We start from the raw sequence: 24,418 nt of genomic DNA, 5'->3' as shown, positions 1-24,418 counted from the left end.
AAGCGATCCCGAAGTGTCACGGCTGGGCAACGCGTCGTTAACACCGCTCCGGCAGAGTTCTGGATGTCGGCACCAAGGACCTCCGGAGCGGCTCCCGGACCTCCCTGGTCGCCCGGACACGAGGCCACGACCCGGCCCGTGTCCCCGCGGGGACCGCCGTCGTCCCGCCCCTGGCCTCGCGCCGGGGTGCGGCGGTCCCCGCCACACCCTTCCCGGTCCCCGGCGCCGGGTCTCCGCTGCCCGGCTCCCGGCCGGACGCCGTCGCGGCCCCGGGGCTCAGTCCCAGTCGGAGCCCTTCTCGCCCTTGCCGCCGCCGCGCAGCCTGGTGTGGCCCAGGAAGCACGCGTTGACGCCGACGACGCCGGCCCAGCAGACCATCAGGCCGGCCAGGCCGGTCTGCACGGCGGCGATCGCGGACAGCGGGATCGCCAGCACCAGGGAGAGCGCCGCCAGGCCGAACGCCACCCCGGGGCCCTGCGCGTCGATGCCCGAGGAGGACCTGCCGCCGCCCCGGGCGATCACCATCTGCTGCTCGGCGACCTGGCGCCGCACGCGCTTGTCCACGGTCGTCTCGATGCGTTGTTCCACCTTCTCCAGGAAAGAGTCGATCAGTTCGGACTCGTACCCCTCGCCCAGCTCCTTGCGGGTCTGCACGGCGGCTTCGAGATCCCGTTTCAGGTCGGTGTCTCGGGTCAGCTCAGGATCGCGGCCACTCTTCATGCCGCTTACGGTATGACTCGCGCCACGCGAGCGGCACGGGGGCTAGCCCCCCAATGCCCTCGGGGTTACCGGAGCCCGGCGCCCCGCTGCTGCCTAAACTGACGCGGATGAACGAGGCGAGCGCGCGCTTGGCTGGGCTGTTCGACGGGCAGCGGCTGACCCCGACCCAGCGGCGGATCGCGCAGGTGCTGGTCAGGCGGGCCGAGGAGGCGCCGTTTCTGTCCAGCGTGGAGCTGGCGGAGTCGGCGGGGGTGAGCCAGCCCTCGGTGACCAGGTTCGCCGTGGCGCTGGGCTTCGACGGCTACCCGGGGCTGCGCCGGCGGCTGCGCGAGGCGCTGCGCGCGGGGGAGCGCGCGCCGGCGGGCGGTGACGGCGAGCCGAACGTCTACCAGCAGGCCGTGCTGGCCGAGGCCGCGCGGTTGCGCGCGCTGGCGGCCGAGCTGGGCGACCCGGAGCGGCTGGAGCGGGCCGGGCGGCTGCTGGCCGCCTCCCGGCCGCTGCCGGTGCTGGGGCTGCGGGCGGCGGCGGCCGAGGCGCGGGGGTTCGCGTACTTCGCGGCCAAGGTGCATCCGGACGTGCGGCCGCTGGACGAGGGCGGCTCCCATCTGGCCGACCGCATCGAGCAGGCCGCGGACGCGGGCGCGCGCGCCCTGTTGTGCTTCGCGCTGCCGCGCTACCCGCGGGAGTTGCCGGCGGCGCTGGCGGTGGCCAGGGGGTTGGGGCTGTCCGTGGTCACGGTGGCCGACAGCCCGCTGACGCCGGTCGCCGAGCCCGGTGACCAGCTCTTCGTCGCCCCGGTGAGCACGGCGCTGTCGTTCGACACGGCGTGCGCCCCGCTGCTGCTGGGGCGCGCGCTGCTGGAGGCGATGTGCGACGCGCTGCCCGACGCCCAGGCACGGCTGGAACGTTTCGACGAACGGGCCGCCGAGCGGGGCGTCTTCCTCGACTGAGGGCTCCGGGGGCCCGGCGCGGCCCGCCCCCGGACCACCCACCGGCGGCCCCGGGGGCGTGGGGCGCCGCGCGGCGCCCCACGCCCCCGGGGCCGTCACCGGCGCGAGGCGGAGCTCGCGCGCGGCCCGGCGCGGCGGCCCGTCACAGGGAGCCGCCCGCCTCCTCGACCAGTTCGGCGAGGGTCTGCGCCCGCCGCAGCGGCGTGAGCACGGCCGGGCCGCGGCCGTCGACCGAGTAGCCGTAGACGGCGGGGCGGGGCAGCGCGTTGTAGCCGAAGGGCGTGGAGAAGTAGTAGGCGCCGGTGTCGAGCAGTGCCACCAGGTCGTCGGGGCGGAGCCTGGGCAGCGGCCGGTCGATCGCCACCAGGTCGCCCGCGAAGCAGCAGGGGCCGGCGACGTCCTGGTTGACCGGGGGCTCCGTGCTGGGCTCGCCGGTCCGGTCGTAGGCCGCGACCCGCAGTGGCCAGGACGCCGGGGCGAAGACGGTCCTGGTCGCGACCTGGGCGCCGGCGTGGGTGACGGCGATCGGCCGGCCGCCGGACTCCTTGGTGTACTCGACGCGGGCCACCACCGTTCCCGCCTTCGCCAGCAGGGCCCTGCCGAACTCGGTGACCAGGCCGTACCGCCCGTCGAAGAGGCCGGGCACGGTCTCGGCGAGCAGCCGCGCGTACGCGGCGAAGCTGGGGGTGACCTCGTCGGAGGCGAAGTTCACCGGCAGTCCGCCGCCGATGTCCAGGGTCACCACCTGCCGCCGGCCGGCCGTCGCGTTGATCTCCTCGGCCAGCTCGTAGGTCTCCCGCACGCCCTCCGCCATCCGGTCCAGCGCGATCCCCTGGGAGCCGACGTGGCAGTGCAGCCGCGTCAGCCAGGGGCGGTCCAGGAAGGCGCGCACCACCCAGTCGCGCGCCCCCGGGTCGCGCAGCGCGACCCCGAACTTGCTGGTCGCGGTCGCGGTGCTCATCGCGTCGATGGTGCCGCCACCCAGCTGGGGGTTGACGCGCAGTCCGATCGGGCCGTGCCCGGGGTGGTCGGGGAGGAGGGTGTCGAGCCGGGCCAGTTCCTGGGGGTTGTCGGCGTTGCAGGCGATGCCGAGCGTGAGGGCGCGGCGCAGCTCGGCGCCGGTCTTGGCGGGGGAGTCCAGCACGATCCGCTCGGGTGCGAGCCCGGCCGCCTCGGCGAGCGCCAGCTCCCCGGGGCTGGCGACCTCGCTGCCGATGCCGAACCCGTCCAGCAGCCGCAGCACCGGCACCAGCGTGGCGGCCTTCACCGCGAACGTGTGCAGGACCGGCTGGCCGGGCGCGGTGACCGCGTCGAAGGCAGCATGGAGAGCGGAGGCCGCTTCCTGGACGCCCCGCAGGTCGAGCAGGGCGGCCAGCGGCTGGTCGTCGGTGAGGAGGCCATGGGTGAGCAGCGCGCGCACGGCCTGGTCGCGTCGGGTCGGGAGCACCATGCGTCCAGCCAAACACGGCCGGGGCCCCGCGTGCGGTGCCGGTCTCCGGGAAGGCTCGGGGAGATCCGTGCGGGGCCGGGGCGGTTCCCGGGGAGAAAAGGAGCACTGTTGAGAAAAAGTATTCAGCGTCTAGAGTGACTGAATATTTCGCCCACATCGGGGAGGCAGGCGCCATGGCAGGACCGGCAGGACCGTCCCACTCGCCCACGTCACCGCCGTCGGGGCCGGGCGCGCCCCACGGGCCACGCCCGGTGCGCGCCGCCACCGGCGCCACCCGCACCGCCAGGGGCTGGCCGCAGGAGGCCGCGCTGCGGATGCTCCACAACAACCTCGACCCCGAGGTGGCCGAGCACCCCGACCGCCTGGTGGTCTACGGCGGGACGGGCCGGGCGGCCAGGGACTGGCGTTCCTTCGACGCGATCGCCGCCACCCTGACCACCCTGGCCGACGACGAGACGCTGCTGGTCCAGTCCGGCCGGCCGGTCGGCGTGATGACCACCCACGAATGGGCGCCCCGGGTGCTGATCGCCAACTCCAACCTGGTCGGGGACTGGGCGAACTGGGAGGAGTTCCGCCGGCTGGAGGCGCTCGGCCTGACCATGTACGGCCAGATGACCGCCGGCTCCTGGATCTACATCGGCACCCAGGGCATCCTCCAGGGAACCTACGAGACCTTCGCGGCCGTCGCCGCCAAGCGGTTCGGCGGCAGTCTCGCCGGCACGCTCACCCTGACGGCCGGGCTCGGCGGCATGGGCGGCGCCCAGCCGTTGGCCGTCACCATGAACGACGGGGTCGCGCTGTGCGTCGACTGCGACCCGCGCGCCCTGGTGCGGCGGATCGAGCACGGCTTCCTCGACGTCCAGGCCGGCAGCCTCGACGAGGCGCTGGCCCTGACGGAACGGGCGCGGGCGGAGCGCCGCCCGCTGTCGGTCGGGCTGCTGGGCAACGCCGCCGACGTGGTGCCCCGGCTGCTGGCGATGGGCGCGCCGGTCGACATCGTGACCGACCAGACCAGCGCCCACGACCCGCTGAGCTATCTGCCGCTCGGCGTGGAGCTGGACGAGATGGCCGACTACGCGGCCCGCGACCCGGCCGGGTACACCGAGCGCGCCAGGGAGTCGATGGCGCGGCACGTGGAGGCGATGGTCGGCTTCCAGGACGCGGGCGCCGAGGTCTTCGACTACGGCAACTCGATCCGTGGCGAGGCCCAACTGGCCGGCTACGATCGCGCGTTCGACTTCCCGGGCTTTGTGCCCGCGTACATCAGACCGCTCTTCTGCGAGGGGCGGGGCCCGTTCCGCTGGGCGGCGCTCAGCGGGGACCCGAGGGACATCGCCGCGACCGACCGGGCGGTGCTCGACCTCTTCCCGGAGAACGAGTCGCTGAGCCGCTGGCTGCGGCTGGCCGGGGAACGCGTCCGCTTCCAGGGCCTGCCGGCGCGCATCTGCTGGCTGGGCCACGGCGAACGGGCGCTGGCCGGCGAACGGTTCAACGACATGGTGGCCTCCGGCGAGCTGGCCGCCCCGGTCGTGATCGGCCGGGACCACCTGGACTGCGGCTCGGTCGCCTCGCCCTACCGGGAGACGGAGGGGATGCGCGACGGCTCGGACGCGATCGCGGACTGGCCGCTGCTCAACGCCATGGTCAACGTGGCGTCCGGCGCGTCGTGGGTCTCGCTGCACCACGGCGGCGGCGTGGGGATGGGGCGTTCGCTGCACGCGGGGCAGGTCACGGTGGCGGACGGCACCGAGCTGGCGGGGCGCAAGCTGCTGCGGGTGCTGACCAACGACCCGGGGATGGGCGTGATCCGGCACGTGGACGCCGGCTACGAACGCGCCACCGAGGTGGCCCGCCGGGACGGCGTGCGGGTGCCGATGGACGAGATGAACGGGACCGGCGAGATGAACGGGACCGGCGAGACGGGCGCGCGGGGCGAAGCCGGCGGGGCCGGCGCGACGGACGGGGCCGCCGGAGCGGGGGACGGGCGGTGAGCGAGACGGTGGCGCCGGCGGTCGAACCGGGCGGCGGCGCCGCGCCGTTCGCCGCCATGTGGGAGCAGTTGGCCCCGGTGGGGCGCGACCCGCGCACCGGCGGCTACCGCCGGCACGCCTGGACACCGGTCGACCTGGAGCTGCGCGCGTGGTTCCGCGCGCAGGCCCTCGGCCGGGGGCTGACCTACGAGGTGGACCGCAACGGCAACCAGTGGGCCTGGCTGGGCGACCCGGCGGCGGGCGACGCCGTCGTCACCGGTTCCCATCTGGACTCGGTACCGGACGGCGGCGCGTTCGACGGGCCGCTCGGTGTGGTCTCGGCCTTCGCCGCGCTGGACGAGCTGCGGGCCAGGGGGCGCACGGGAAGCCGCCCGCTGGGGGTGGTCGCCTTCTCCGACGAGGAGGGTGCCCGCTTCGGAGTGGCCTGCGTCGGCTCCCGGCTGGCGGTGGGCGCGTTGGAACCGGAGCGCGCCAGGGCGCTGACCGACGCCGAGGGCGTCACCCTCGCCGACGCCATGCGGCGGGCCGGCCACGACCCGGAGGGGATCGGGCCCGATCCCGAACGGCTGGGCCGCGTCGGGGTCTTCGTCGAGCTCCATGTCGAACAGGGGCGCGCCCTCGCCGACCTGGGGCGGCCGGTGGGTGTCGGCTCGCTGATCTGGCCGCACGGCCGCTGGCGCTTCGACTTCACCGGGGAGGCCAACCACGCCGGCACCACCCGGCTGAAGGACCGCAAGGACCCGATGCTGACCTTCGCCCACACCGTGCTCGCGGCCCGCAAGCGGGCCAGGCTCGCGGAGGCGCTCGCCACCTTCGGCAAGGTCACCGTCGAACCGGGCGGCGTCAACGCCGTCCCCGGCCGGGTCACCGGCTGGCTCGACGCCAGGGCGCCGGACGGGGAGACCCTGGACCGGCTGGTCTCCGCCGTCGAGGACGGCGCCCGGGAGCGTGCCGCCAGGGACGGCGTCGAACTCTCCGTGGTCCGCGAATCCCACACGGCCGCACAGTGGTTCACCCCCGCCCTGCGCGACCGCATGGCCGCCCTGCTGGACGACGCGCCCGTGCTGCCCACCGGCGCCGGCCACGACGCGGGGGTGCTCTCCGCCGTCCTGCCCACGGCGATGCTCTACGTCCGCAACCCCACGGGGGTCTCCCACGCCCCCGCCGAACACGCCGACCCGCGCGACTGCCTGGCCGGGGTCGCCGCACTCGCCGAGGTACTGGAGGGGCTGGTATGTCGCTGACCGCCCAGACGTACTGGGCCGAACACGCCTGGCTCAACGGGACCGTCGAGCCGGGCGTGGTGATCGCCACCGCTCTCGACGGCTCCATCACCGAGGTGCGCCCCGGCGTCGACGCGCCGCCCGTCGGCGCCGTCTCGCTGCGGGGCGTCACCGTCCCCGGGCTGGCCAACGCCCACAGCCACGCCTTCCACCGGGCGCTGCGCTCCACCGCCCAGGTCGGCGGCGGCACCTTCTGGACCTGGCGCAACGCCATGTACGAACTCTCCTCCCTGCTCGACCCGGACGGCTACTTCGCGCTGGCCCGCGCGGTCTACGCCGAGATGGCGCTGGCCGGCGTCACCTGCGTCGGCGAGTTCCACTATGTGCACCACCAGCCGGACGGCACGGCCTACGACGACCCCAACGCGATGGCCGAGGCACTCGTCGCCGCCGCCGGCGAGGCCGGTATCCGCATCACCCTCCTCGACACCTGCTATCTGTCCTCCGGCTTCGGCCGGCCGCCCGACCGTCCCCAGCGCCGCTTCTCCGACGGGACAGCCGACGCCTGGGCGGAGCGCGCCGACGCCCTGCGCGCCACCGACACCGCCCGGATCGGCGCCGCGATCCACTCCGTGCGGGCCGTGCCGGCCGAGGCGCTGACCACGGTGGCCGACTGGGCGGGCCGCCGTGGGGCGCCGCTCCATGTCCACCTCTCCGAGCAGCCGAGAGAGAACGAGGAGTGTCTGGCCGCCCACGGCGCCACTCCCACCCGGCTGCTCGCGGATCACGGGGTGCTGACCAGGGCCACCACCGCCGTGCACGCGACCCATCTTGAGCCGGGCGATCTCGCCCTCCTCGGCGGGGCCGGCACCGGCGCCTGCCTGTGCCCCACCACAGAACGCGACCTCGCCGACGGGATCGGCCCCGCCGTGCGACTGCGGGACTCCGGCTGCCCGTTGAGCCTGGGCAGCGACAGCCACGCGGTCATCGACCTCTTCGAGGAGGCCAGGGCCGTCGAGCTGGGAGAGCGGGTCCGCACCCGGGCCAGGGGCCACTTCACCGCCGACCAGCTGCTGCGCACCGCCACCGAGAACGGCCATGCCGCGCTCGGCTGGCCGGAGGCGGGCCGGCTGGAGGTCGGTGCGCTCGCCGACTTCACCACCGTCTCCCTGGACACGGTGCGGACGGCGGGGCCGCCGCCCCGGCTCGCCGCCGAGGCGGTGATCTTCGCCGCCACGGGCGCCGACGTGCGGCACACCGTGGTGGGCGGCCGGCACATCGTCCGCCACGGCAACCACCAGCTCGTCCCCGACCCGCCCCGCGCGCTGCGCCGTGCCGTCGAGGCGCTGGGCGCCCGACGCTGACGGGCCCCGCGCAGCGCGCGCCGGTCCCCGCAGCACCGCCCGTCCACCGCCGCCCCAGCCCACCGGGAGCCGCCCCCGATGCCCAGCACCGTCCTCACCCACATCAACACCCTGGTCACCAACGATCCCTCCCTCGGCACCGGACCCCTCGGCCGACTCCAGGACGCGGCCCTCGTGATCGAGGACGACCGCGTCGTCTGGATCGGTGCGTCCAGTAGAGCACCCGCCACTGACAGTCACATCGACGCGGCCGGTCGAAGCGTGATCCCGGGCTTCGTCGACTCCCACGCGCACCTGCTCTTCGCCGGGGACCGCACCGCCGAGTTCCACGCCCGGATGTCGGGCGAGCCCTACGAGGCGGGCGGCATCGCCACCACCGTGGCCGCCACCCGTGCCGCCCCCGACGACGAACTGGCCGCCCGGCTCGCCCACTTCCGCCGGGAGATGGCGCGGCAGGGCACCACCACGGTCGAGACCAAGTCCGGCTACGGCCTCACCGTCCGCGACGAGGCGAGGGCGCTGCGGATCGCCGCGGAACAGCTCGACGAGGTCACCTTTCTCGGCGCCCACATCGTCGCCCCCGAGTACCGCGACGACCCCGCCGGCTATGTCGACCTGGTGACCGGGCCGATGCTGGACGCCTGCGCGCCGCACGCCCGTTGGGTCGACGTGTTCTGCGAGCGCGGCGCGTTCGGTGCCGACCAGGCGCGCGCGGTGCTGCTCGCCGGTCGTGCCAGGGGGCTGCGGCCCCGGGTCCACGCCAACCAGCTGGGCCCCGGCCCCGGCGTCGCGCTCGCCGTGGAACTGGGCGCCGCCTCAGCCGACCACTGCACCCATCTGACCGACGCGGACGTGGCGGCGCTCGCCGACGGCCCGACCGTCGCGACGCTGCTGCCGGGCTGCGAGTTCTCCACCCGCTCGCCCTACCCCGACGCGCGCCGGCTGCTGGACGCCGGTGTCGTGGTCGCGCTCGCCACGGACTGCAACCCCGGCTCGTCCTTCACCAGTTCGATGCCGTTCTGCCTGGCCGTCGCCGTGCGGGAGATGGGGATGACGCCCGACGAGGCCCTCTGGTCGGCGACCGCGGGCGGCGCCGCCGCGCTGGAACGTGCCGACGTCGGCCGGATCGTGCCGGGAGGCCGGGCCGACCTGGCGCTGCTGGACGCGCCCGACCCGGTGCATCTCGCCTACCGCCCCGGCGTGCCGCTGGTCTCCGCCGTCTGGCGGGAGGGCGCGCGCGTCGACTGATCCCCCGCGGGGCCCGGGAGCCGGCCCGCTCCCCGGGGCGCGGCCCCGGGCGCCGGCCGGTGCCGCCGGTTGCCCAGGCGCACGCCGAGCAGCATCAGCGCCAGCCCGATCCCCGTCACCCAGGGGCCGGCGAGCACCCGGCAGTCGGTCCAGTAGCCCTCCCCGACCCCCAGTCCGTTGAGCGACCACGCCAGCGCGGCGGTCGCGACGATGCCGAACAGCGCGGTACCGGTCGCGAACCGCACTGTCGCGCGCCGGGGCGTGCGCACCGGGCGCGGCCATGTGGCGGCCACGGAGGCGAACGCCGCGCAGAGCGCCGTCGGCCAGCTGAGGTACTGGAGGTACACGTGGGCGAATCCGCCCAACACGGTGCCGCGCTCGGCCGAGGGAAGCAGCCGCGCCACCTCGTTCAGCGTCAACTCCATGCTGCCGCCGTCGAGTTGGAGCGATATCCAGGTGGTGGTGGAGAGGCCGAAGACAAGGGTGACCAGTCCGACGAAGACGATCAGCAGGCCCGGCGGCTCCGGCGGCGCGCTCGACGGGGGGACGTGCGTCGGATGTGCGGCGTGTGGGGGTTGTGGAGACGCGGGGACGGCCATGGTACGAGCGTTGTCGATCCTGTGTCAGTTGTCCATATGGTCCTCGGCCGTTCCCGATCGACCCGACGAGCTTCACAGAAGTTACCGGCGAGTCGCGCTCCGGGCGCACACGACGGGGCGCGCGGCGTTGGGTCGCGCGACTACTCACGGAGCGTAGCTATAGTCACTGTCGGTGAAGTTGGGCAGAATGCCTGGCATGACGAGCGGAAGCCGCGAACGGGCGGTGACGAACGAGGCGCGCGGTGGGCAACGACGCGGGCTGGGAAGGCCGTTCTGGCACCTCTGGTCGGCCGCCACGGTGTCCAACCTGGGGCAGGGCGCGAGTGCGATCGCCTTCCCCTGGCTGGCGAGCACCCTGACGGACCAGGCCTTTCTCATCGCGCTTGTGGCGGTGGCCAACCGGCTGCCCTGGCTGCTCTTCAGCCTGCCGGCCGGCGCTCTGGCCGACCGCTTGGACCGGCGGCTGCTGATGGTGTGGATGACCGGTGCCCGCGCGGTGCTCGTCGGTGTCGTCGCGCTGCTGGTGGCGCTCGACGCCATGACGATGCCGCTGCTCTGCGGCTGCGCGTTGGCCCTCGGCTTCTCCGAGGTGCTCTTCGACAACACCTCGCAGGTGCTGCTCCCCTCCCTGGTGGAGCGCCGTCAACTGGACAGCGCCAACGGGCGGTTGATGGCCACCCAGATCGTCGCGGACGACTTTCTGGCCCGACCGCTCGGCGGCCTGCTGCTCGCGCTGACGCTCGCCGCCCCCTTCGCCTTCGACGCGGTGACCGCCGTGCTGGCCGGGGTGTTGCTGCTGTCGCTGCGCGGCACCTTCCGGGCCGCCGCGACGGGCCCGCCGACCCCCGCCGTGCCACCGGCCCCGTCCGTCGTTCCGCCGGCCCCGCCTGTCGGGCCGCCGGCGCCGCCCGTCGTGCCCGCGCCCGCGCTCTCGCCGGAGGCGGAGCCCTCGCGGGAGGCGGACCGGCCGGCGGGCCCACCCCCGGGCGGCACGGCCCCCGGGCCGATACCCGGGCAGGGCGCGCCCGACCGTGCCGCTCCCGGTCGTGCCGCTCCCGGTCGTGCCGCGCCGCGCCCCTCGATGCGGGCGGAGACCCGGGAGGGAGTGCGCTGGCTCTGGTCCCACCAGCTGCTGCGGCGGCTGGCGCTCTCCCTGGCCCTCACCAACATGGCCTCGCAGGGCGCGATGGTGACCTATGTGCTCTTCGCCCAGGAGGTGTTGGGCCTCGGGCCGGTGGGCTTCGCGCTGCTCTCCTCGGTGACCGGCGTCGGCGCGCTCGCGGGTGGGCTCCTCGCGGCCCGGGTGGTGCGCGCCCTCGGCCGGGCGCGGAGTCTGCTGCTGCTGGTGGTCGTCCAGTCCTGCGTCTTCGGCGCCACCGGCCTCGCCTCCCACGCCTGGCTCGTCGGCGCGGTGATGAGCCTGCTGGGGTTCGTGGTCGTCCTGTGGAACGTGGTGACGGTCACGATCCGCCAGACGCTCATACCCGACCGGTTGCTGGGCCGGGTGAACAGCGTCTACCGGCTGCTCGGTTGGGGCACCATTCCGCTCGGCGCGGCGTTGGGCGGGCTGCTGGTCACCGTGGTCGAGCCGCACTGGGGGCGTGAGGCGGCGCTGCGCGCCCCGCTGCTGCTGACGGCGGTGGTGCTGGCGGCGCTGGCGGTCTACGTGCGGCTCCGGCTGACGCAGCGGGTGATCGACACCGCGCTGGAGGGGGCCGCCGAGCGGAGTTGAGCACCGGCCCGCTTCCCCGACCGCCGGGTCAGCGGGCGGTGGCGTCCGCCGCGTCCGAGACGTCCGCGGTCTCGGCTGTCCCGTACGTCTCGACCTATCCGATGGACTTTGCCGCGCCCGTCGCCGCGACCGGCTCCGCGGGCTCGGTCTTCTCCGCCGGCTCCGCCGACTCGGTCTTCTCCGCCGGCTCCGCCGGATCCGCCGGATCCGTCCTGTCCGTCGTGTCCGTTGCCGTGGCCGGCTCCGCCCAGGCGACGGCCTTGCGGTACAGCTCGGTGTGGAGTGCCGTGCCGGCGGCCAGCAGTCGGGGGCGCAGGGCGGGTTCGCCGAGCTGGGCGCGGAAGGCCAGGGCGACGGACACATCGTGCGCTGGCCGGTGCACGACCTCGATCCGGTCGCCCGCCCGGATCGTGCCGGGCCGCAGCACCCGGAAGTAGGCCCCGGGCAGGGCGGCTCCGGCGAAGCGCCTGACCCAGCCGCGCTGGCCGAGCCAGTCGGCGAAGGTCGAGCAGGGGATGCGCGGAGAGGTGGCCTCCAACAGCAGTGTGTCGCCCACCCGCCACCGCTCACCGATTTTGACGTCGTTGACGTCGATGCCCTCGGTGGTCAGGTTCTCGCCGAAGACGCCGTTGTGCAGCGGCTGACCCAGCTCCTCGGACCAGTGGTCGAGGTCCTCGCGGGCGTAGGCGTAGACGGCCTGGTCGTCGCCGCCGTGGTGACGGAGGTCGGCGACGCTGTCGCCGGCGAGGCCGCTGCCGCCCGTCCCCTTGGGGCCGGGCGCGTCGACCGCGATCCCGCCCTCGGTCGGTCGCTTGTCGATGCCGGTCAGTCCGCCGGGGTTGTCGGTCCTGGCGACGGGGGCGGCGCGGCCGGTGTTGACGCTCAGCAGGTGGGGAGGCATGTCGGCACCCTAGCCGGGCCGTTCCACGGCTCGCTCCGGCGTTTCACCAGAGCGCCGGCGCCGGCCGCCGGCACCGGCACCGGCCGCCGGCGCCCGTGCCGGCGGCCGCCCGCCGTTCCGTCGCTCAGCCCGTCACGTCGAGCACCGCCTTGCCGTTCACGGCGCCCTTCTCCAGCGCCGACGTCGCCTCCGGCAGCCGTGACCAGTCGCCGCGCCAGCCGATGCCGGCCTCCAGCTCGCCGCCGGCGAGCAGCCGTGCCATCCAGCTCAGGTCGGCTCCGAGCCCGACACTGTCGTCGAGCAGGTAGAACGAGGTGATCGACCGGTCGTGTCCCAGCGGACCGTCGAAGTCCCCCGGTCGGAAGCTCTCACCGCGCCTGGCCGTGTGCCCGAGCGCGACCAGCACCCCGCCGGGCGCCAACACCCGGTAGCCGGCGACGAGATGGTCGCCGCCCACCATGTCGAGCACCCCGTGCACCGGCTCCCCCGAGAGCGCCTCGACGCCCTCGGCGCCCCGCACCACCTGGTGCGCGCCCAGTGCCACGAGCGCCGCCTCCTTGCCCGGGTCGGTGGTGCTGGCGATCACATGTGCCCCGCCCCGCGCCGCCAGTTGTACCGCGAACCGGCCGACGCCGCTGCCGCCGCCCAGGATCAGTACCCGGCGCCCGAGGATGGGTCCCAGTCGCCGCAGCCCGCGCAGCGCGGAGCCGGCCGCCACCGGCAGCGTGCTCGCCGCGCCCGGGTCCAGCCCCTCGGGCAGGACGCCCAGCATGTCGGTCCGCACGGCGCGCAGTTCGGCCCACGCGCCCTCCAGGGCGAGCGTCACCACCGGCGTGCCGACCGGCGGCCCCGAGCCGTCCGCCGCCGCCCGCACCACGACGCCGGCCGCGTCCGAGCCGAGCACCGCGCCCGGCCGCGCGGCGGGCAGCCCGTGGACCACCTCGCCGTGGTTGAGGGAGAAGGCCGCCACCCGGACCAGTGCCTGGTCGGGCGCCGGTTCCGGGTCGGCGACCTCGGTGAGGGTCAGGTGCCCCACGGCTTCGGGGTCGGTCGTCCAGGCGCGCATCGCAAGCTCCGTTCGTTCGGGGGCGGCGGGGCCCTGGCGGGCCTGCCCCGAACCAGCATAGTGCCGGTCACCGGCAAAAGGCAGCAACCGACAATTGGTGGCGACCGACAAAAGGCGGTCGACGGCATGAGAGGTGCGCGCACGAGGCGGTCGGCGTCCGGCTCGATAGGCTGCGGCGGTGAGCGATGCGGATACTTCAGGGGGCGCGCCGACGCTGCGGGAGCGGAAGAAGCTGCGCACCAGACGGGCGTTGGTCTCGGAGGCGCTGCGCAGGTTCACCGAGCGCGGGTTCGCCGAGACCACGTTGGACGAGGTGGTGGAGGCGGTCGAGGTCTCGCAGCGCACGTTCTTCCGGAACTTCGCGTCCAAGGAGGCCGTCGCTCTCGCCCCCGAGCAGGAGCTGTGGGCGGCCTACACGGCGGCCTTCGCCGAGCTGCCGCCCGGGGGCACCGCGCAGTCCGACTACCGTGAGGCGCTCTTCGCCGCCGTGCTGGCGATGGACGAGGACTGGGCGGCCAGGTTCCGCGCCTGTCGCGCGTTGGCCGAGCGCACCCCCGCGCTGGCCGGGCACAGCCTGCGCGACTGCGCGGAGACGACCGACCGGGTGCTGGAGTTGGCCGCCGCACGGCATCCCGTCGCGCGGCCCGAGGACGGGGTGCGGCAGCGGCTGCTGCTGGAGTTGATGCTGTCGGCCTGGCGCTGGGCGGTCCACGACTGGCTGCTGGCCGACGCTCCCGGCTCCGCCCCCGGAGCCGGCGCGGACGGGGACGCCGGCACGGGCGACGGCGCAGACGGTCGCGCGGAGTTGGTGGCCCGCACCCGCCGGGCGCTGACGCTGCTCCCCGAGGTCGCCGCCCTCGCCGCCGACGCCTGACGCCCACGCGGCCCCGACCGGCCGTTCACCCCGTTCACCCCGTTCACGCCGGTCACCCCGTCCACGCCGGTCACCCCGGGCACGGCGTCCACGGCCTCCACGTTGTCAGCGCGCCCCGCCCCGCCCCGCCCCGCCCCGCGCCGCGGCCGCAGAGGCCGGCACCCCACACGCCCCGCACACCGCGTTCGCGCCGCTCGCCGCACACGCAAAAGCCTGGACGGCGCGCGGAGTGAAGCCGCGCGCCGTCCAGGCTGACCGTTCCTCGGTCACGGGTGACCGGTCGCCCGGCTCCCGCTCACCCGTGTGCTCCCCGGGACCCCCGAGGTCCCGGGTGGGGTGTTTGTCACTCCTCGACCATCAGGCCGCGGCGCAGCTTCCCGAGGGTCTTCGACAGCAGTCGCGAGACGTGCATCTGCGAGATGCCCAGCTCCTCGCCGATCTCCGACTGCGTCATGTTCGCCACGAAGCGCAGCGAGAGGATCTTCCGGTCGCGCGGCGCCAGCTGCGCGATCAACGGCTTCAACGACTCGATGTACTCGATGCCTTCCAGGCCGTGGTCCTCGTAGCCGATCCTGTCGGCCAGCGCGCCCTCCGCGTCGTCCTCCTCCGGCTGTGCGTCCAGGGAGCTCGCGGTGTAGGCGTTGGAGGCGGCCATGCCCTCCACGACCTCTTCCTCGGAGAGCCCGAGGCGTTCGGCCAGCTCGGCCACGGTCGGGGAGCGGTCCAGCTTCTGGGCCAGCTCGTCACCCGCCTTGGCCAGGTCGAGACGGAGCTCCTGGAGTCGGCGGGGAACCCGGACCGACCAGGAGGTGTCCCGGAAGAAGCGCTTGATCTCGCCGACGATCGTCGGCATCGCGAAGGTGGGGAACTCCACGCCGCGCTCGGCGTCGAAGCGGTCGATCGCCTTGATCAGGCCGATCGTGCCGACCTGGATGATGTCCTCCATCGGCTCGCTGCGGGAACGGAACCGGGCGGCGGCGAACTTCACCAGCGCCAGGTTGAGTTCCACCAGCGTGTTCCGCACGTACGCGTACTCGTGGGTGCCCTCCTCCAGGTCCCGCAGGCGGAGGAAGAGGCTCTTGGAAAGCTCCCGCGCGTCCAGCGGCGCCACCTGGTCGAAAGGCGGCAGCTCGGGCAGGTCCGCGAGCACGTCGTCGGCGTCGGCCGCCGTGGCTGCGGGGGCCAGGCCTTCGACGGCCTTCGCGGGGGCGTCGGTATGCGGTTCGTGGGTACGAGGGGCCGGTGACATGGTGTTGTCCTCCGTAGTCTCTCGGCGTATGGCCGCCGAAGCCGTGACGTCCACTGGGGGTGCGGCGCCTCCAAGCCGGTTCGGAAACTGGGTGCTCTTCTAGCCCTACCCGGATTTCGGTAACTATGGCAAGTCTGCTACGCCCGAATTGCACGGAAAGTCGGGCCTGTTAGGGTGCCGGACCGGGCTTCCAGAGGCTAAGGTTTCGAACCTAGCCAGCAGAGCGCTCCAATGAGAAGGGGGCCGCATGGACCGCGGAATGCCGGGCGAGAAGTACCGGCGTGGTCTGACGGTCGACGTTCGGCGCGCGGCGGGCTCCGTCGTGATCGCGCCCGCCGGTGAACTCGATCACCATTCCGCCGAGAAGCTTCGCACCGCGTTGCACGAGTGTACGGCTGCGGGGGAGGCGCGAATTGTCATCGACTGTTCCGGTTTGGAGTTCTGTGACTCGACCGGGCTGAATGTGCTTCTCGCCACACGCGTCGAGGCGGAGGAGGCCGGCGGCGCCGTGCATCTGGCCGAAATGCCGCCGATCGTCGCGAGAATTATGGAGATAACGGGCGCCAACGCCGTGTTCACGGTCCACGAGACCCTGGACGAGGCCCTGGGCGCCCCCTCCGGCGACTGAGGCCCCGGTGAGGGCCGCTGTACGGCGCCTTGCTCTCCCGTCACACTGTCTCTGACGGCGCACGTCGGAGCCGTGGGACGCCGTCCGGGCGATTGCCCCGAAGGGGCGGGTGTGCGACCCATACCTCCGGGCAGGAGACCCTTCAACGTCGAGCCGGACCGAACGGAACGAACCCGGCAAACGGCTCGTTTGAGGAAACGCCGCCCTGGGTGGGCGCGAGGATGGCTGACGAAGGCTAGGGGAGGCGTGCATGGGGACGACTCGACCGCGCCCCGCTGACGACCAGGGCGCGCACCAGCACCGGGTCGTCCCCGAGGAGCCGGTGCGGCAGGTGCGCAGGCTCCGGCTGATCGGGACGAACGGCGTGGTCTCCCGGGCCCGCGAGTTCACGCGCCAGGCGCTCCACGACTGGGGCTGGCTGCCCACCGGCGACGAGGAGCAGACCGCCGCCGTCGAGGACGTGTTGCTGGTCGTCTCCGAGCTGGTGACCAACGCCTGTCTGCACGCCGGGGGCCCCGAGGAACTGCGGATAGGCCGGGGCGTGAAGCTGGTGCGGATCGAGGTGCTCGACCGGGGCGAGGGGACCCCGGCGCCGCGTTCCACCAGGATGCCGGGCAGGCCGGGTGGGCACGGGATGTTCATCGTGCAGCGGCTCTGCCTGGACTGGGGGGTGGCCCAGGAGGCGGAGGCCACCGGCAAGACCGTCTGGGCCGAGCTGGGGGCCCCGGTTCCGGACTAGGTCGCCTGGGCCCGGGGGTCGCGCCCGGCGGGCGCCCGCGCGAGGCCGCGTCGCCGATCGGCCCCCTTCCTCCCGGGACCTGCCGTGCCCACCGGGCCCGTACGTCTACCATCAGCCCATGACCCGTGTGCTGCTCGCCGAGGACGACGCATCCATCTCGGAGCCGCTGGCCCGCGCCCTGCGCCGCGAGGGTTACGAGGTGGAGGTGCGCGAGGACGGCCCCGAGGCGCTGCGGGAGGGGCTGCGCGGCGACGTCGACCTGGTGGTGCTCGACCTCGGACTGCCGGGAATGGACGGCCTGGAGGTCTGCCGCCGACTGCGCACCGAGGGGCTCGGCCTGCCGGTGCTGGTGCTGACGGCCAGGGCGGACGAGGTCGACACCGTCGTGGGCCTGGACGCCGGCGCCGACGACTACGTGACCAAGCCCTTCCGCCTCGCCGAGCTGCTGGCCCGCGTCCGGGCCCTGCTGCGCCGGGGGAACGCGGAGAGCGGCCCGGCGCCGGCCGTGCACGGCATCCGCATCGACGTGGAGTCGCACCGCGCCTGGATGGGGGAGGACGAACTGCACCTCACGGCCAAGGAGTTCGACCTGCTGCGGGTCCTGGTGCGGGATGCCGGACGGGTCGTCACCCGGGAGCAGCTGATGCGCGAGGTCTGGGACACCACCTGGTGGTCGTCGACCAAGACCCTGGACATGCACATCTCCTGGCTGCGCAAGAAGCTCGGCGACGACGCGGCGAACCCCCGGTACATCGTCACCGTCAGGGGAGTGGGATTCCGCTTCGAGAAGAGCTGAGCGGCCCCCGTGCGCCGTCGTCTGATCAACTCCACCCTCTCGGTCGTCCTCGTGGTGATCGCGGTCTTCGGGGTCTCGCTGTTCCTGGTGGAGACCCGCACCATCGAGGCCAGCGCCAGGGACCGGCTGGAGGCGGAGACGGCGCGGCTGCTGGCCGACGTCGAGAGCCGGATCGCCTCGGGCGAGCCGATCACCGCCAAGGAGATGGCGGCCTCGGCCCCGCCCGACCGGCACGTGGTGATCGACCTGCTCGGTCAGCCCCCGATCCAGCTCGGCCCGGCGGCCGGCGAGAACCCGATGGAGAGCACCGAGTCAGGGGCGCACGGTGAGACCGTCTCGGTGCAGCAGCCGAGGAGCGTGGTCAGCGACGAGATCGGCCGGATGCTGATGATCATCCTGGTCGTCTCGCTGCTGGCCGTGGCGGCCGCCGCGCTGCTCGCGGTGCAGCAGGCCCGCCGGGTCTCGGCGCCGCTGACCGACCTCGCCGAGACCGCGGAACGCCTCGGTTCCGGCGATCCGCGTCCCCGCCACCGCCGCTACGGGGTCCCCGAGCTGGACCGGGTGGCCGACGTGCTGGACACCAGCGCCGAGCGCATCGCGCGGATGCTGACCGCCGAACGCCGGCTCGCCGCCGACGCCTCCCACCAGTTGCGCACCCCGCTGACCGCGCTCTCCATGCGTCTGGAGGAGATCATCGCGACCGAGGACGTCGACACGGTCAAGGAGGAGGCGGCCGTCGCCCTGTCCCAGGTCGAGCGGCTGACCGACGTGGTGCAGCGGCTGCTGACCAACTCCCGCGACCCGCGCCTGGGCTCGGCGGTGGGCTTCGACCTGGACGAGGTGGTCGCCCAGCAGGTCGAGGAGTGGCGGCCGGCCTACCGGGGCGCCGGCCGGGCCATCGTGCACTCCGGCAAGCAGGGGCTGCGCGCCGTCGGCACCCCGGGCGCGGTGGCGCAGGTGCTGGCGACGCTGGTGGAGAACGCGCTGATGCACGGCGCCGGAACGGTCGCGCTGCGCAGCCGCGTCACCGGCAACCAGGTGGTGGTCGAGGTCACCGACGAGGGCCCGGGGGTGGCGAAGGAGCTGGGCGCCCGGGTCTTCGAACGCACGGTGAGCGGCCGGAACTCGACGGGCCTGGGGCTGGCCGTCGCCCGCGACCTCGCGGAGGCGGACGGCGGCCGGCTGGAGCTGCTGGGGCTCTCCCCGCCGGTCTTCGCGCTCTTCCTCAGCCGTGAGGCGGAGAGCAGCGAGTCCGTCCCCTGAGCCGGCCGGCCGGTCCGGCGGTCCGGCGGTCCGGCAGCCCTTCGGTCCGGCAGCCCGGTTCCCGCGGTGCGCCGGTCCCGCGCGGGCGTCTCGGCGTGGCGGGCGTCTCGGCGTGGCGGGCCGGCGTTCAGCGTGGCGCGCCGGAGCCGACCGGTCGGGACGGACGCTCGCGCTCGGCGGAGGCGCGGCGGAAGACCCAGGTGCGGTAGGACCAGAAGCGGAAGAGCGAGCCGATGCCGAGCCCGACGACGTTCTTGGCCAGGTTGTCGGCGAGCGCCGAGGTGAGGCCGAGGCCGTAGTGCGAGAGGGCCAGCACGCCGTTCTCGATGACCATCCCGACGCAGGAGAAGAGCACGAAGAGCGCGATCTCGCGGCGGCGGCCCGAGCGGTCGCGGTGGCGGTAGGTCCAGTAGCGGTTGCCGACGTAGTTGGTGCAGATGGCGGCCGAGGTGGCGATCACGCCGGAGCGGATCGGGGCCAGCCCGAGCACCTGGGCGCAGACGTTGAAGACGACCACGTTGACCAGGAAGCCGAACGCGCCCACCGTGCCGAACTTCGCCGCCTCCCTGGCGACGCCGCGCAGTCTGTCCCGGAGCGGACGCTCCTCGTTCATGCTCGCCATGCTAACCACGGCCCCCGCCCGCCCCCCGCTCCCGACCGGCGGGCCGGGTCCCCGCCGCTCACCCGGCGTCGGCCACCTCGACGTCGAAGGCGACGTCCGTCTCCGGCTCGTGCTCGCCGCGGAAGAGCCGGGTCAGGGTGATCGTGGTCGCGCCCGGCTCGACCGCCTCGAAGCGCAGCAGCCGGGTTCCGCCGCTGCCCGTCTGATCGGGCTCGTCCGCCTCGTAGTCGTCGCCGTCCGCGCGCACCACGGAGTCGTCCGGTTCGGGATCGATCAACGTCCACTCGTGACCGACGGACGGGTTCTCCCGCAGCTCCAGGACAAAGCTCTCGCCCGCCGCGACCTCGACCGGCTCCGCCGGGTCGTCGAACCTGGCCTCGGCCGAGGAGCTTTCGCCCTGGCAGCCGGTCGCCGCGCACAGCAGGGCCAGCGCCGCTACCGGACCCGCGACCCTTCGACGGACGGCGCCTCTCGCTCCGACCCGCGCCCCGCGCACGCTCCGCACGCCCCCGGTGCCCTTCACGTCTCCCACGCCCCTCACGTCCCGCATGTCGCTCGCCTGGTGACGCGCTGTGCGCGCCGGCCGACCGATCGCCGGGTCGGCCACCACCAGCAGTGACGTGGTGGCGGGGCGTCGCGGTTCCGGCCCGGGGAAGGGGGCGGGAGGGCGCCGGATACGCTGGGGCGCGTGACATTTCCCGTGGTCGGCATGGTCGGAGGCGGTCAGCTCGCCCGTATGACCCATGAGGCGGGCATCCCGCTCGGCATCAGTTTCAGGCTGCTCAGTGACACTCCGCAGGACGCGGCGGCGCGGGTGGTGAACGACGTGGTGGTCGGCGACTACCGCGATCTCGCCACGCTCCGTGCGTTCGCCAAAGGGTGCGACGTGATCACCTTCGATCACGAACACGTGCCGACAGAGCATCTGCGCGCGCTGGAGGCGGACGGCATCCCGGTGCGCCCCGGCCCCGGCGCCCTGGTGCACGCGCAGGACAAGGGCGTGATGCGCGCCCGGCTGACCTCGCTGGGCGTGGCGTGTCCGCGCCATCGGATCGTGACCGACCCGGCCGACGTGGTCAGGTTCGCCGACGAGATCGGCGGCTTCCCCGTCGTGCTGAAGACGGTGCGCGGCGGCTACGACGGCAAGGGCGTCTGGCTGGTGCGCTCCGAGGAGGACGCCGGCGACGCCTTCCGCGCCGGGGTGCCGGTGCTGGGCGAGGAGCGCGTGGCGTTCCGCCGGGAGCTGGCGGCCAACGTGGTGCGCTCCCCCCACGGACAGGCGGTCGCCTACCCCGTGGTGGAGTCCCGCCAGGTGGACGGCGTCTGCGACACGGTGATCGCCCCCGCGCCCGGTCTCGCGCCCGAACTCTCCGCGCAGGCGCAGGAGACGGCGCTGCGGATCGCCGGTGAGCTGGGCGTGGTCGGGCATCTCGCGGTCGAGCTGTTCGAGACCGAGGACGGCCGGGTGCTGGTCAACGAACTGGCTATGCGGCCGCACAACTCGGGCCACTGGACCCAGGACGGCGCGGTGACCTCGCAGTTCGCCAACCATCTGCGCGCCGTGCTCGACCTGCCGCTGGGCGACCCCCGGCCGCGCGCGCCCTGGACCGTGATGGCCAACGTGCTCGGCGGCGCCTATCCGGAGATGTATCCGGCCTATCTGCACTGCATGGCCAGGGACCCCGGGCTGAAGATCCACATGTACGGCAAGGACGTCCGGCCGGGGCGCAAGGTGGGGCACGTCACCACCTTCGGGGACGACCTCGACGAGGTGACCGACCGCGCCCGCCACGCCGCCGACTACCTGCGCGGGCTCATCGACGAGTGACCGCCCGCCGGGGGACCGCGCCGCCGGCCCCGGACGGGGCGACGACGGCGCGCGGCGCGGCCACCCCGAAGCCGCAGAAGCGGCCGGACGACCGGCCGAACGAGCAGCAGACGACGAATGGTGAGGCATGAGTGACACCCCGGCCCCGCAGGTGGGCATCGTGATGGGCTCCGACTCCGACTGGCCGGTGATGCGGGCGGCGGCCGAGGCGCTGGACGAGTTCGGCGTCGCCTACGAGGCCGACGTGGTCTCCGCGCACCGGATGCCGACCGAGATGGTCGCCTACGGTCAGGAGGCGGCCGACCGCGGTCTCTCGGTGATCATCGCCGGTGCCGGTGGCGCCGCTCATCTGCCCGGGATGCTCGCCTCGTTGACGCCGCTGCCGGTGATCGGCGTTCCCGTGCCGCTGAAGCACCTGGACGGCATGGACTCGCTGCTCTCCATCGTGCAGATGCCGGCCGGTGTGCCCGTCGCGACGGTCTCGGTCGGCGGCGCGCGCAACGCCGGGCTGCTGGCGGCGCGCGTGCTGGGGACCAGGGACCCGGCGGTGCGCGCGCGGATGGCCGCGTTCCAGGACCAGCTGCGCGACCAGGCCAGGGAGAAGGGCCGCCGGCTGCGCGACTCCCTGAAGCAGCCCGAGGAGGGGACCCGATGAGCGACGCCGCCGCACGGCTCGCCGAGGCCAGGGAGCTGCTCGCCGAGCACCCGCTGGTCGACGGCCACAACGACCTGCCCTGGGCGTTGCGCGAGAAGGTCGGCTACGACCTGGACCGCGCCGACATCGCGGGCGACCTCACCGGCCGCCTCCACACCGACCTGCGCCGGCTGCGCGCCGGCGGGGTCGGCGCGCAGTTCTGGTCGGTCTACGTGCCGGCGTCACTGAGCGGCGACGACGCGGTCAGCGCCTGTCTCGAACAGATCGACGTGGTCGGCCGGCTGCTGGAGCGCTACCCGGCCGACCTGGCCCCGGCGCTCACCGCCGACGACATGGTGGCGGCCAGGGCGCAGGGGCGGATCGCCTCGCTGATGGGCGCCGAGGGCGGCCATTCCATCAACAACTCCCTGGCGACACTGCGCGCTTTCCACCGGCTCGGCGTGCGCTATATGACGCTGACCCACAACTCGACCATCGACTGGGCGGATTCCGCGACCGACGACCCGGTGCACCACGGCCTCAGCGCCTTCGGCGAGGAGGTCGTGCGGGAGATGAACCGCGTCGGAATGCTGGTCGACCTCTCGCATGTCTCCGCCGACGTGATGCGGGACGCGCTGCGGGTCACCGAGGCGCCGGTGATCTTCTCGCACTCCTCGGCGCGCGCCGTCTGCGACCATCCGCGGAACGTCCCGGACGACGTGCTGGCCGCGCTGCCGGCCAACGGCGGGATCGCGATGGCCACGTTCGTCCCGAAGTTCGTGCTGCCCGAGGCGATCGAGTGGACCCGGCGGGCCGACGCGAACATGACCGCGCACGGCTTCCACCCGCTGGACACCACGGAGCCGGCGATGCGGGTGCACCACGCCTTCGAGGAGGCGAACCCGCGCCCGTTGGCCACCCCGGCCACGGTCGCCGACCATCTGGACCACATGCGCGAGGTGGCGGGCGTCGACCACATCGGGATCGGCGGCGACTACGACGGGACGGCGTTCCTGCCGCAGGGCCTGGAGGACGTCTCCGGCTACCCGCTGCTCCTCGCCGAGCTGCTGACGCGCGGCTGGTCGCGTACCGATCTCTCCAAGCTGACCTGGGAGAACGCGGTGCGGGTGCTGCGGGACGCGGAGACCGCCGCCGCCGACCTCGCCGCGCGCCGCCCGGCCTCCCTGGCCACCATCGGGGAACTGGACGGGCCCGGGGGCCGACGACCCGCCTGACCGCACAACCCGCCAAAAGCGACATAACGCCGCACCGTCCCGGCCCGTGACCGAACTCACGGGCCGGACGTCGTCCACGGCCGGCCGCCGCGCGGTCCTCCGGCCCGCGCGATCGGAATCGCCGCGGCCGTTCCGCGAGTTGGGGATATCCGGGGCCGACACCGCCGTTGACCGTGTGAAAAAAGATCAGAACGCAGCGTCATTACGGCCCTCCGGTGATATTCGGGTCACGTCCCCCGCGTTCCTGAATTGTTGGCGGGGATGAATTGCCGGGTTTAACGTTCGGTCCGCGTCGCATTCGCGGCGAGCCGCTCCGGGCGCCGAATCCTGTCACCGGAAGCGGGCAACGAGGTAAATCCGTCTGACAGGAGCGGGGGACCCAATTCCGCCGGACCCGTTCCGGCTAGGGGTGAAGTCACGGCAGAACCGCGCGTCCGTGGGCGCGCGGCCGGCCGTGGCCGGGCACCACTCCGGCCCGAACCCGACAGCTCACCTCGCAGGCGTCGGAGAGGAGACCCCATGTCCGGAACCGGACGTCACCGCCGTCAGTCGTCCCGGCGCGTTTCCCGCGCCGCCACCCTGCTCGTCACCGCCGGCGCCGCCGGCCTCGCGCTGCCGCTGGTCGCCACCGGCACCGCGTCCGCCGCCCCCGCCGCCCACACGGTCGAGCGCGGCGACACCCTGTACCGCATCGCCACCGACAACGAGGTGGCCGGCGGCTGGGAGGCGCTGTACGAGGCCAACCGGGACGCCATCGGCGACGACCCGGGCCGCATCACCCCCGGCGTCGAGCTGACCCTGGAGGTCGGCGACGCGGCCGGCGGCGAGGAGACCGAGCCGGCGGAGCCCGCCGAGCCGGCCCCGAGCGGCGACTTCGTCGCGCCCGTCGAGGGCGTCAGCGGCAGCGGCTACGGCAACGCCGGGGCCCTGTGGTCCAGCGGCTACCACACCGGCGCCGACTTCCCCGTCTCGACCGGCACCCCGGTGGTCTCGGTCTCCGACGGCGAGGTGGTCACCGCGGGCAGCGGCGGCTCCTACGGCACCGAGGTCGTGGTGCGCCACGACGACGGCCACTACAGCCAGTACGCCCACCTGTCCTCGCTGTCGGTGAGCGCCGGCCAGACCGTCGCCGCCGGCGACCAGCTCGGCCTCTCGGGCGCCACCGGCAACGTGACCGGCCCGCACCTCCACTTCGAGATCCGCACCGGCCCCTCCTACGGCTCCGACATCGACCCGCTCGCCTACCTGCGCGAGAACGGCGTCACGCTCTGAGCCCGGGGAACGGTCGCGCCGAGCCGACCCCCTG

Annotated in this window: 23 protein-coding genes and 1 riboswitch; of the genes, 15 read left to right on the top strand and 8 right to left on the bottom strand. The window is 74.1% G+C overall.

Translation table 11 applies throughout. From position 1 onward, the window contains the following. Positions 1 to 276 precede the first annotated feature (276 nt). The gene (locus CRP51_RS23875; protein ID WP_097233387.1) at positions 277 to 720 is read right to left on the bottom strand and encodes a hypothetical protein; all 444 of its coding nucleotides are present in this window, start codon (positions 718 to 720) and stop codon (positions 277 to 279) included. A gap of 107 nt (positions 721 to 827) precedes the next feature. Between CRP51_RS23875 and CRP51_RS23870 the strand changes: the two genes are divergently transcribed. Next, the gene (locus CRP51_RS23870) at positions 828 to 1,670 is read left to right on the top strand and encodes a MurR/RpiR family transcriptional regulator (RefSeq protein ID WP_097233386.1); all 843 of its coding nucleotides are present in this window, start codon (positions 828 to 830) and stop codon (positions 1,668 to 1,670) included. A gap of 142 nt (positions 1,671 to 1,812) precedes the next feature. On the opposite strand, the gene CRP51_RS23865 is transcribed toward CRP51_RS23870, so the two are convergent. Beyond that, positions 1,813 to 3,120, bottom strand: a complete 1,308-nt coding sequence (locus CRP51_RS23865; protein WP_097233385.1) for a type III PLP-dependent enzyme domain-containing protein — start codon at positions 3,118 to 3,120, stop codon at positions 1,813 to 1,815. 173 nt (positions 3,121 to 3,293) lie between these two features. Between CRP51_RS23865 and hutU the strand changes: the two genes are divergently transcribed. From hutU to hutI, 4 genes are all read left to right on the top strand, one after another. Continuing rightward, on the top strand, positions 3,294 to 5,111 hold the full coding sequence (hutU, locus tag CRP51_RS23860; protein WP_097233384.1) for a urocanate hydratase: 1,818 nt from the start codon (positions 3,294 to 3,296) through the stop codon (positions 5,109 to 5,111). Positions 5,112 to 5,167: 56 nt separating this feature from the next. Then, positions 5,168 to 6,355, top strand: coding sequence for an allantoate amidohydrolase (locus CRP51_RS23855; protein WP_097233428.1), 1,188 nt, complete (start codon positions 5,168 to 5,170; stop codon positions 6,353 to 6,355). Next, positions 6,346 to 7,698 (top strand): formimidoylglutamate deiminase, encoded by a 1,353-nt coding sequence (locus CRP51_RS23850; RefSeq protein WP_097233383.1) that lies wholly within the window; start codon positions 6,346 to 6,348, stop codon positions 7,696 to 7,698. The genes CRP51_RS23855 and CRP51_RS23850 overlap by 10 nt, the downstream gene beginning before the upstream one ends. A gap of 78 nt (positions 7,699 to 7,776) precedes the next feature. Next, on the top strand, positions 7,777 to 8,946 hold the full coding sequence (gene hutI, locus CRP51_RS23845; protein ID WP_097233382.1) for an imidazolonepropionase: 1,170 nt from the start codon (positions 7,777 to 7,779) through the stop codon (positions 8,944 to 8,946). On the opposite strand, the gene CRP51_RS23840 is transcribed toward hutI, so the two are convergent. Further along, a complete protein-coding gene (locus tag CRP51_RS23840; RefSeq protein ID WP_097233381.1) occupies positions 8,886 to 9,545 on the bottom strand; it encodes a hypothetical protein in 660 nt (219 codons plus the stop codon). The two genes, hutI and CRP51_RS23840, sit on opposite strands and share 61 nt — an antisense overlap. Before the next feature lie 196 nt (positions 9,546 to 9,741). Here CRP51_RS23840 and CRP51_RS23835 point away from each other — a divergent pair, with 196 nt between their 5' ends. Further along, positions 9,742 to 11,277, top strand: coding sequence for an MFS transporter (locus CRP51_RS23835; RefSeq protein ID WP_170970649.1), 1,536 nt, complete (start codon positions 9,742 to 9,744; stop codon positions 11,275 to 11,277). A gap of 94 nt (positions 11,278 to 11,371) precedes the next feature. On the opposite strand, the gene CRP51_RS23830 is transcribed toward CRP51_RS23835, so the two are convergent. Together CRP51_RS23830 and CRP51_RS23825 are read right to left on the bottom strand one after the other, a co-directional pair. Next, the gene (locus tag CRP51_RS23830; protein ID WP_097233379.1) at positions 11,372 to 12,178 is read right to left on the bottom strand and encodes an MOSC domain-containing protein; all 807 of its coding nucleotides are present in this window, start codon (positions 12,176 to 12,178) and stop codon (positions 11,372 to 11,374) included. A 124-nt stretch (positions 12,179 to 12,302) separates the two neighbouring features. Then, positions 12,303 to 13,244 (bottom strand): zinc-binding dehydrogenase, encoded by a 942-nt coding sequence (locus CRP51_RS23825; protein ID WP_097233378.1) that lies wholly within the window; start codon positions 13,242 to 13,244, stop codon positions 12,303 to 12,305. A 178-nt stretch (positions 13,245 to 13,422) separates the two neighbouring features. Here CRP51_RS23825 and CRP51_RS23820 point away from each other — a divergent pair, with 178 nt between their 5' ends. Beyond that, on the top strand, positions 13,423 to 14,118 hold the full coding sequence (locus CRP51_RS23820) for a TetR family transcriptional regulator (protein ID WP_097233377.1): 696 nt from the start codon (positions 13,423 to 13,425) through the stop codon (positions 14,116 to 14,118). A gap of 343 nt (positions 14,119 to 14,461) precedes the next feature. Here CRP51_RS23820 and CRP51_RS23815 read toward each other — a convergent pair whose 3' ends face one another. Beyond that, positions 14,462 to 15,367 carry an RNA polymerase sigma factor SigF gene (locus CRP51_RS23815; protein ID WP_097233376.1) on the bottom strand — a complete coding sequence of 302 codons (906 nt, stop codon included), beginning with the start codon at positions 15,365 to 15,367 and terminating at the stop codon, positions 14,462 to 14,464. Between the two features lie 247 nt (positions 15,368 to 15,614). On the opposite strand from CRP51_RS23815, the gene CRP51_RS23810 reads away from it, so the two are divergent. The 4 genes from CRP51_RS23810 (at position 15,615) to CRP51_RS23795 (ending at position 18,793) form a co-directional block, all read left to right on the top strand. Then, a complete protein-coding gene (locus tag CRP51_RS23810; RefSeq protein WP_097233375.1) occupies positions 15,615 to 15,995 on the top strand; it encodes an STAS domain-containing protein in 381 nt (126 codons plus the stop codon). A gap of 250 nt (positions 15,996 to 16,245) precedes the next feature. Then, positions 16,246 to 16,734: an ATP-binding protein gene (locus CRP51_RS23805; RefSeq protein WP_097233374.1), complete on the top strand. Its 489-nt coding sequence runs from the start codon at positions 16,246 to 16,248 to the stop codon at positions 16,732 to 16,734. Positions 16,735 to 16,852: 118 nt separating this feature from the next. After that, positions 16,853 to 17,530, top strand: a complete 678-nt coding sequence (locus CRP51_RS23800; RefSeq protein WP_097233373.1) for a response regulator transcription factor — start codon at positions 16,853 to 16,855, stop codon at positions 17,528 to 17,530. Positions 17,531 to 17,539: 9 nt separating this feature from the next. Further along, a complete protein-coding gene (locus CRP51_RS23795) occupies positions 17,540 to 18,793 on the top strand; it encodes a sensor histidine kinase (RefSeq protein ID WP_097233372.1) in 1,254 nt (417 codons plus the stop codon). A 127-nt stretch (positions 18,794 to 18,920) separates the two neighbouring features. On the opposite strand, the gene CRP51_RS23790 is transcribed toward CRP51_RS23795, so the two are convergent. Together CRP51_RS23790 and CRP51_RS23785 are read right to left on the bottom strand one after the other, a co-directional pair. Beyond that, positions 18,921 to 19,406: a GtrA family protein gene (locus CRP51_RS23790; RefSeq protein ID WP_097233427.1), complete on the bottom strand. Its 486-nt coding sequence runs from the start codon at positions 19,404 to 19,406 to the stop codon at positions 18,921 to 18,923. A 67-nt stretch (positions 19,407 to 19,473) separates the two neighbouring features. After that, complete coding sequence (locus tag CRP51_RS23785; RefSeq protein WP_170970648.1) at positions 19,474 to 19,965, bottom strand: protease inhibitor I42 family protein; 492 nt, start codon at positions 19,963 to 19,965, stop codon at positions 19,474 to 19,476. A 159-nt stretch (positions 19,966 to 20,124) separates the two neighbouring features. Between CRP51_RS23785 and CRP51_RS23780 the strand changes: the two genes are divergently transcribed. The 4 genes from CRP51_RS23780 (at position 20,125) to CRP51_RS23765 (ending at position 24,384) form a co-directional block, all read left to right on the top strand. Further along, on the top strand, positions 20,125 to 21,243 hold the full coding sequence (locus CRP51_RS23780; RefSeq protein ID WP_097233370.1) for a 5-(carboxyamino)imidazole ribonucleotide synthase: 1,119 nt from the start codon (positions 20,125 to 20,127) through the stop codon (positions 21,241 to 21,243). 127 nt (positions 21,244 to 21,370) lie between these two features. Beyond that, entirely contained in the window at positions 21,371 to 21,898 is a 528-nt protein-coding gene (gene purE / locus CRP51_RS23775) for a 5-(carboxyamino)imidazole ribonucleotide mutase (protein WP_097233369.1), read from the top strand. Next, on the top strand, positions 21,895 to 23,112 hold the full coding sequence (locus CRP51_RS23770) for a dipeptidase (protein WP_097233368.1): 1,218 nt from the start codon (positions 21,895 to 21,897) through the stop codon (positions 23,110 to 23,112). The genes purE and CRP51_RS23770 overlap by 4 nt, the downstream gene beginning before the upstream one ends. A gap of 348 nt (positions 23,113 to 23,460) precedes the next feature. After that, a riboswitch (cyclic di-AMP (ydaO/yuaA leader) is annotated at positions 23,461 to 23,630 on the top strand. 1 nt (position 23,631) lies between these two features. Beyond that, a complete protein-coding gene (locus CRP51_RS23765; RefSeq protein WP_097233367.1) occupies positions 23,632 to 24,384 on the top strand; it encodes a M23 family metallopeptidase in 753 nt (250 codons plus the stop codon). The last annotated feature ends 34 nt before the right edge of the window (positions 24,385 to 24,418 follow it).

Source organism: Streptomyces zhaozhouensis (assembly GCF_900230195.1).
GTDB lineage: Bacteria > Actinomycetota > Actinomycetes > Streptomycetales > Streptomycetaceae > Streptomyces > Streptomyces zhaozhouensis.
The sequence above is the reverse complement of the archived record's forward strand: the minus strand, read 5'-3'. Positions and strand labels throughout refer to the sequence as shown.